This is a genomic window from Streptomyces niveiscabiei, assembly GCF_001419795.1.
GTDB lineage: Bacteria > Actinomycetota > Actinomycetes > Streptomycetales > Streptomycetaceae > Streptomyces > Streptomyces niveiscabiei.
The window spans coordinates 1-7012 of sequence record NZ_LIRL01000989.1 but is presented as its reverse complement, the minus strand read 5'-3'; the positions used below and the strand labels follow the sequence as shown (position 1 = coordinate 7012).

The following is a 7012-nucleotide window of genomic DNA, read 5'->3' as shown; positions in this document are numbered from 1 at the left end:
CCGGCGCCCTCCCCCGCACCCTCCCCGTCCAGATCACCGACGGCACCGGCACCTTGCGCGCCCTCACCGCCAACTTCAGCGGCGCCTCGGTCAGTTCGATCGACCTCTCGACCGGCACCAGCACCGAGATCAAGACCGGCGCCAACCCCGGTGACGTGACGACGAGTTCGGACGGCCGTACGGCGTACGCGGCGAACCAGGGCGCCAACACGGTCAGCGTCATCGACGTGTCCACGGGCACGGTCACGGCGACGGTCCCCGTCGGCAAGGTCCCGGCGGGCCTCGCCCTGACACCCGACGGCAAGACCCTCTGGGTCGCCAACTACACGGACGCCACGGTCCAGCCGATCGACACGGCGACGCTCAAGCCGGGTACGCCGGTCAAGGTCGGCAGAGGCCCCGAGAACCTCACGATCACTCCGGACGGCAAGACCCTCTACGTCCCGAACATCAACAGCAACACGGTCACCCCGGTGGACCTGGCCACCAACAAGGCGGGCACGGCGATCCCGGTCGGCCCCCGCCCCTTCAACGTGGTCGCGGCGCCCGACAGCAGGACGGTGTACGTCTCCAACTCGGGCGGCTCGTCGATCACCCCGATCGACACGGCGACGAACGTCACGAAGCCGACGTACCTGGTCACGGGCCAGGCGTACGGCCTGACGATCACCCCGGACGGCCGCACCCTCTGGGTCACCGCCAGCACGGGCACCACGGCGACCCCGGTCGACACGGTGACGGGCGCCCCGGGCACCCCGGTGACGGTGGGCAGGTCGGCCTTCGACGCGGCGCCGAGCTGGAACGGCGACACGGTCTACGTGACGACGGCCGACGAGAACCGGCTCGTGCCGCTGGACACGGGGACGGGCAAGCCCGGAACGCCGCTGCCGACGGGGGCGTACCCGCTGGCGGCGGCGGTGACGGGGGTGCCGGTGAAGTAGAAAAGAGGGGTTGCCGTCCGCAGGGACGGCAACCCCTCTTTCCCGGACCTCAGCTCGCGGTGCGGCGGATCCGTCCCTCGTACTTCTTCTCCAGCAGCAGGTTGCCCTCGAACCCACCCGGCACGTTCGCCGACACGTACACCGGCGGCCGGTCCCCCGACTCGATCAGCTGGCCGGCCGCCTCGGCCACGGCCATCTGCACCAGCAGCACCCCGGTCAGCGTGGACAGCGCGCACACCGCGCCGCCGTCCGGCAGCGGCAGCAGCGCGTCCCCGGGAGGCGCCGCGTTGTCCAGCACGACGTCCGCCAGGTCGGCCAGCTTCTTGCCGCTGGAGTGCTTGGCCGGGACGGCACGGGTGTGGGCGAGGGACGTGATCGCGAGGAGCTTGTGCCCGTGTTCCTTCGCCTGGAGGGCCATCTCGACGATGACGTTGTTGACGCCGGAGTTGGAGACGACGACGAAGAGGTCCTGCGGCCGGGGCGCGGCGAGGTCGTAGAGGCGGGCGGCGACACCGGGCTCGCGTTCGAGGAGCGGGTCGTCGAGGGCGCTGGGCGCGTCGCCGCCGAAGAGGACGAGGTCGGGGACCTGGAGGCGGTTGGTGGGGACGAACCCGCCCGCGCGGCCCGCGAGTTCGAGGACGAGGGCCTGGGAGTGGCCGGTGCCGAACGCCTGGATCACCCCGTCGTCGCGGACGCACTGCGCGATGAGGGCGGCGGCCCTGGACACGTCGTCCCGGGATGTCTCGACGAGGCGGGAGAGGACGTCGAGGCCCTCCTTGGCGAAGCGTTCCGCACGCACTGACTCGTTGGCGGACTCGTTGGCGGACTCGACGGTCACCTGGCACTCCCCACTGGACTGATGGCTCAAACCACCCTGCTTCAGCAAACAGGTGAATCAATAAATCACACAGACCGGCTCACCGGCAACGAGGCACACACCTGACAGCACCTTCGGTCCTGGTATTCATCCGACCAGTCAGTCGGTGGCTGATACCTTCTCTTCATGCCCACGACCGACGTCACCACACTGATCCGCACCGAGTTGCCGAGGCTGGCCGGCTCCCTGAGGAAGGTCGGTGAGCTGATCCTGGAGGACCCGGCCGCCGTCACCCACTGTTCGGCGGCGGAGCTGGGCCGGCGCACCGGCACCTCGCAGGCGACGGTGACCCGTTTCTGCCGGGCGATCGGCCTGGACTCCTACCAGCACCTGCTGATCGAACTGGCGCAGGAGCGCGGCCGGGGCGAGGCGTCGGACTGGGGGACGGCGGAGATCGGCCCGGACATCTCGCCGGACGACAGCCTGGAGCGGGTCGTGCAGGTGGTCGGCAGCGCCGACCTGCGGGCGATCCAGCAGACCGTGGACCGCATCGACCTGGACGCCCTGGAGCGCGGCGCGCAGGCGCTGGCCAGGGCGCGCAGGATCGACGTGTACGGCGTCGGCGGCAGCGGCGCGGTCGCGCAGGAGACGGAGACGCGGCTGTTCCGGATCGGCTGCGCGGTGCGCGGCTGGACGGAGGTGCACGGCGCGGCGACCTCGGCGGCGCTGCTGACCCCGGCGGACGTGGCGATCGGCATCTCGCACTCGGGGTCGACGCGCGAGACGCTGGAGCCGTTCGAGATGGCGAAGGAGCGGGGCGCGACGACGATCGCGCTGACCACGGACCCGCGCTCGCCGCTGGCCCGCGCGGCCGACGTACGGCTGATCTCGGCCACCTCGGAGACCAGCTTCCGCACCGGCTCGATCGGCGGCCGGCACTCGGTGCTGATGATCGTGGACTGCCTGTACGTGCGGGTCGCGCAGCTCTCGTACCAGCGGGCCAGCGCCTCCCTCGCGCTGACCGACCACATCACCCCGCAGCACGCGGTGAAGGCGCGCCGGGCCCGCTGATCATGCATGGTTCAACCAACCTCGATGCCTAGGAATGGTTGATTGAACCACCGCTCGGTGCCACTATGAGGCTCCCTCGACCTCCCGTAGGAGCCCCATGCGTGTCATCTCCGTCGAGTCGACCGAGCTGTTCACCGGCACCGCCGAGCATCCGCACCAGGTGGTGGCCGTCGAACTCGGGCACGACCCCGGCCGGCAGGTCCGGCTGACGCTGACGGGCGACGGCGTCCACGGCGTCGACGAGCCGCTCGTCACCGTCGGCGAGGACGGCACGGTCCGCGCCGAGATATCCGTGACGTCCGAGGGGCTCGCGCCCGGCGACCAGCGCGAGATCACGGTCACCGCCGAGGACTCCGCCACAAACCAGACCGTCCGGCACACCGCCGAGTTCACCGCCGCCGAGCCCGGCTGGACGATGTTCATGGTCAGCCACTTCCACTACGACCCCGTCTGGTGGAACACGCAGGCCGCCTACACGGAGACCTGGGACGTCGCCGACGACGCCGCCAGCGGCCTCCCGGCGCGCACCTTCGACTCGCGCGGCCAGTCCGGCATGAGCCTGGTGCGCGCCCACTGCGACCTCGCGCGGCGCGACCCGGCGTACACGTTCGTCCTCGCCGAGGTCGACTACCTCAAGCCGTACTGGGACTCCTTCCCCGAAGAGCGGGCGTTCCTGCGGGAGTTGATCCGCACCGGGCGCATCGAGATCATGGGCGGCACCTACAACGAGCCCAACACCAACCTGACCGGCGCCGAGGCGACCGTACGCAACGCGCTGTACGGCGACGGGTTCCAGCGCGGGATCATGGGCGCGGAGCCGGACACCGCCTGGCAGTTGGACGCGTTCGGGCACGACCCGCAGTTCCCGGGCCTGATGGCGGACGCGGACATCTCCACCAGCTCCTGGGCACGCGGCCCCTTCCACCAGTGGGGCCCGACCCTTTCGGTGTTCGGCGAGGAGCCCCGCGACCCGCAACGCATGCAGTTCCAGGCCGAGTTCAACTGGATCGCCCCCTCCGGGCGGGGCCTGCTGACGGCGTACATGGTCAACCACTACGGCGCCGGCTGGGCCATCGACAACGCGCCCACCCTCCCCGAGGCCGAACAGGCCGCGCTGAAGCTGTTCAAGGGGCTGAAGAAGGTCGCGCTCACGAAGAACGTGATGCTGCCGGTCGGCGGTGACTACGCGCCGCCGTGCCGCTGGGTGATGGGCATCCACCGGGACTGGAACGCCCGTTACGTCTGGCCGAGGTTCGTCAGCGCGATCCCCCGCGACTTCTTCGCCGCCGTACGCGCCGAGCTGGAGACCGAGGGCCGCGTCGCCTCGCCGCAGACGCGGGACATGAACCCGATCTACACCGGCAAGGACGTCTCGTACATCGACACCAAACAGGCCCAGCGGTACGGCGAGTCGCTGCTGTCCGACGCGGAGTCCTGGGCGACGCTCGCCTCCCTGGTGACCGGGCACCCATACCCGGACGCGGCGCTCGACAAGGCGTGGCGCCAGCTGATCTACGGCGCGCACCACGACGCGATCACCGGCTCCGAGTCGGACCAGGTGTACGTCGATCTCCTCACCGGCTGGCGGGAGTTGTACGACCTGGCGCGCGACGTCCACGCGGACGCGACCGACGCGCTCGCCTCCCGGGTCGTCTCGCTGCCCGGCGGCGCCCCGGACCTGGTCGTGTTCAACTCGGCGACCTGGCAACGGCGTGACACCCTCACGGTCGACGACCCGGGCCTGGTCCCGCTGGACGTCACCGGCCTGCCGCTGCCCGCCGTGCGCGAGGACGGCCGACTGACCGTCGTCGTGCCGGAGGTGCCCGGCATGGGGCTCAAGGCCCTGTCGCTGGCGGAGGGTTCGGTGCCGGGGTGGACGCGCGGCGACGGGACGACGATCCGCAACGCGTACTACCAGGTCACCGTCGACCCCGCGCGGGGCGGCGCGATCAGCAGCCTGCGCGCGCTCGACGAGAGCGCGGACGGCCGGGAGCTGCTGCGGGACGGCGACATCGGCAACGAGCTTGTCGTGCAAGAGGAGTTCGCCCGCCACCCCCGGTTCGGCGAGGGCCCCTGGCACCTCACGCCGACCGGAACGACCGCCGCGCGCAGCGGACTTGTCGCGGCCGACATCGATGTCGAGCACTCCCCCGCCGGGTCCCGCATCACCGTGCGCGGCGACCTCGGGCTCTTCCGGTACACGCAGCGCATCACGCTGTGGGCCGGGGTGGACCGGCTCGACGTGTCGACGACTCTCGACGGGTACGACGGCGCCGACCGGCTGATCCGGGTGCGGTGGCCGTCGGACGTGCGGGGCGGGCTGCCGGTGCACGAGGTCGCGGACGCGGTGATCGGGCGCGGGTTCGGGTTCGTGGAGGTGGACAGCGAGCGGTTCCCGTGGACGCTGGACAACCCCGCCAACACCTGGTTCGGGCTCGGCTCCACGGCACGGGTCGCCGTGCACGGCACGGACGGCTCGCTGCTGGGCGAACGGGCCATCGGCGTCGCCGAGTTGATCTACCCGGACTGGGGCAGCGCCGGCGAGCTGGGGACTCCGCTCGCGGCAGCCCTCGTCCGCGTCGGGGTCACGGCGACCTCGACGATCGCGGGCGGGCAGCGGTACGGGGATCTGGAGGTCGACTCCAATCTGCCGGACATCCGGATCGCCGTCGGCGGGCCCGAGCGCAACGCGCTGGTCGCCGAGGCGCTCGGCTGGGACCCGGCCGCCGCGCGCGAACTGCGGCGCCAGCTCGCCGAGTCGGGGCTCGCGGCCGTATGGGTCGCGCCGCGTGCCTCGCTGCGCGAGGAGTGGGTGCCCGGCTCTGACCTGCGGGACCTGGAGCGGCTGCCGCTGCTGGTCGTCGCGGGCGTGGACGCCGAGCAGGACGCGAAGGCCGTCGACGCGCTGATCACGGACCTGGAGGACGCCGTCGTGCGCGCCACGGCGGCCGGCGGCGGGGAGGCGCTGCCGCCCGGGGACGCGTGGGACGGGCGGAGTTTCGCCGTCCTGAACCGGGGGACGCCGGGGTGTGTCGTCACCGCCTCGGGCGACCTCTACATGTCGCTGATGCGGTCCTGTACGGGCTGGCCGTCGGGGATCTGGGTCGACCCGCCGCGCCGGACCGCGCCCGACGGGTCCGGGTTCCAGCTCCAGCACTGGTCGCACACGTTCGAGTACGCGGTCCTCGCGGGCGCCGGGGACTGGCGCGAGCAGCGGCTCCCGCAGGCCGGGCACGCGTTCAACCGGCCGCTGACCGGGCGGGTCCGCAGGGGAGTCGAGGTCGTCACCGGGCTGCCCAGGGCGGCGAAGCTGTTCACCGTCGAGCCGGAGGGGCGGGTGGTGGTGGACGCCCTCAAGGCCGCCGGGTCGCCGCTGGCCCGGGGCGGGTCGCAGGCCGCCGATCCCGGGCGGGGCGTGGTCGTGCGGGTGCACGAGGTGGAGGGGCGGCCGGTGCGGGCGCGGGTGACGGGGCCCGTGGAGTGGGCGTCCGCCGTCCGGTCCGATGTGCTGGAGCGGGCCGGGGAGGAGCTGGACGCCGACCGGGGGGTCGGGTTCGGTCTTGGCGGGTTCGAGGTGGGGACGGTGGTGGCGGTGCCCGGGGCGACCGCCGTACCGTGCCCGGGTGTCGAGCCGGTCGCCGGGCACGAGCCGGCGCAGCCCGTCTACACGCGCTACTGGCTCCACAACTCCGGCCCCGCGCCGCGCGGCAACTTCCCCGTCGCCCTCTACCTCTCCCCCACCGCCCTCACCGTCTCCGGGCCGGTCACGGCGACGGTCCGCGTCTCCTCGGAACTGACCGACGCGCCGGCCTCCGGCACCGTACGGCTGCTGCTGCCGGACGGCTGGACCGCCTCCCCGCCCGTCGTCGCCTACGACCTGGCGCCGGGCGGCTTCAGCCTCGCCGAGGTCACCGTCGTACCGCCCCCGGACGCGGCTCCCGGCCGGCACTGGCTCGCCGGGCGGCTGTCGTACGGCGGGCAGGTGTACGAGGACGTCGTCGCCCTCGACGTGCCGGGCGAGGTGCCCCCGGGCGAGCCCGACGGGCGGACCGGGCCGACGCTGGTCACGTCCCTCGGCGTGGAGCGGGTCCGGGTGCGGCGGGGTGAGCGGGCGACCGTGCCGGTGCGGCTGCGCAACACGACACGGGGGACCGTGAACGGGCAGCTGTGGGCGGTGTCGGCG

4 protein-coding genes are annotated in these 7012 nt (G+C 72.6%); 3 read left to right on the top strand and 1 reads right to left on the bottom strand.

Going from position 1 to position 7012, the window contains the following annotated elements:
• On the top strand, window positions 1-941 hold a 941-nt coding region (locus AOK24_RS38495; protein ID WP_159052137.1), incomplete at its 5' end, for a beta-propeller fold lactonase family protein.
• A gap of 49 nt (window positions 942-990) precedes the next feature.
• Here the strand turns inward: AOK24_RS38495 and AOK24_RS38490 are convergent.
• Window positions 991-1779: a sugar isomerase domain-containing protein gene (locus AOK24_RS38490; protein ID WP_107104149.1), complete on the bottom strand. Its 789-nt coding sequence runs from the start codon at window positions 1777-1779 to the stop codon at window positions 991-993.
• 165 nt (window positions 1780-1944) lie between these two features.
• Here AOK24_RS38490 and AOK24_RS38485 point away from each other — a divergent pair, with 165 nt between their 5' ends.
• Entirely contained in the window at window positions 1945-2829 is an 885-nt protein-coding gene (locus tag AOK24_RS38485; RefSeq protein WP_010360196.1) for a MurR/RpiR family transcriptional regulator, read from the top strand.
• Window positions 2830-2926: 97 nt separating this feature from the next.
• On the top strand, window positions 2927-7012 hold a 4086-nt coding region (locus tag AOK24_RS38480; protein WP_055724584.1), incomplete at its 3' end, for a glycoside hydrolase family 38 N-terminal domain-containing protein.

Coding starts and splice junctions, on each gene's coding strand:
- AOK24_RS38485 (WP_010360196.1), top strand. CDS start 1,945: ATGCCCACGACCGACGTCACCACACTGATCCGCACCGAGTTGCCGAGG.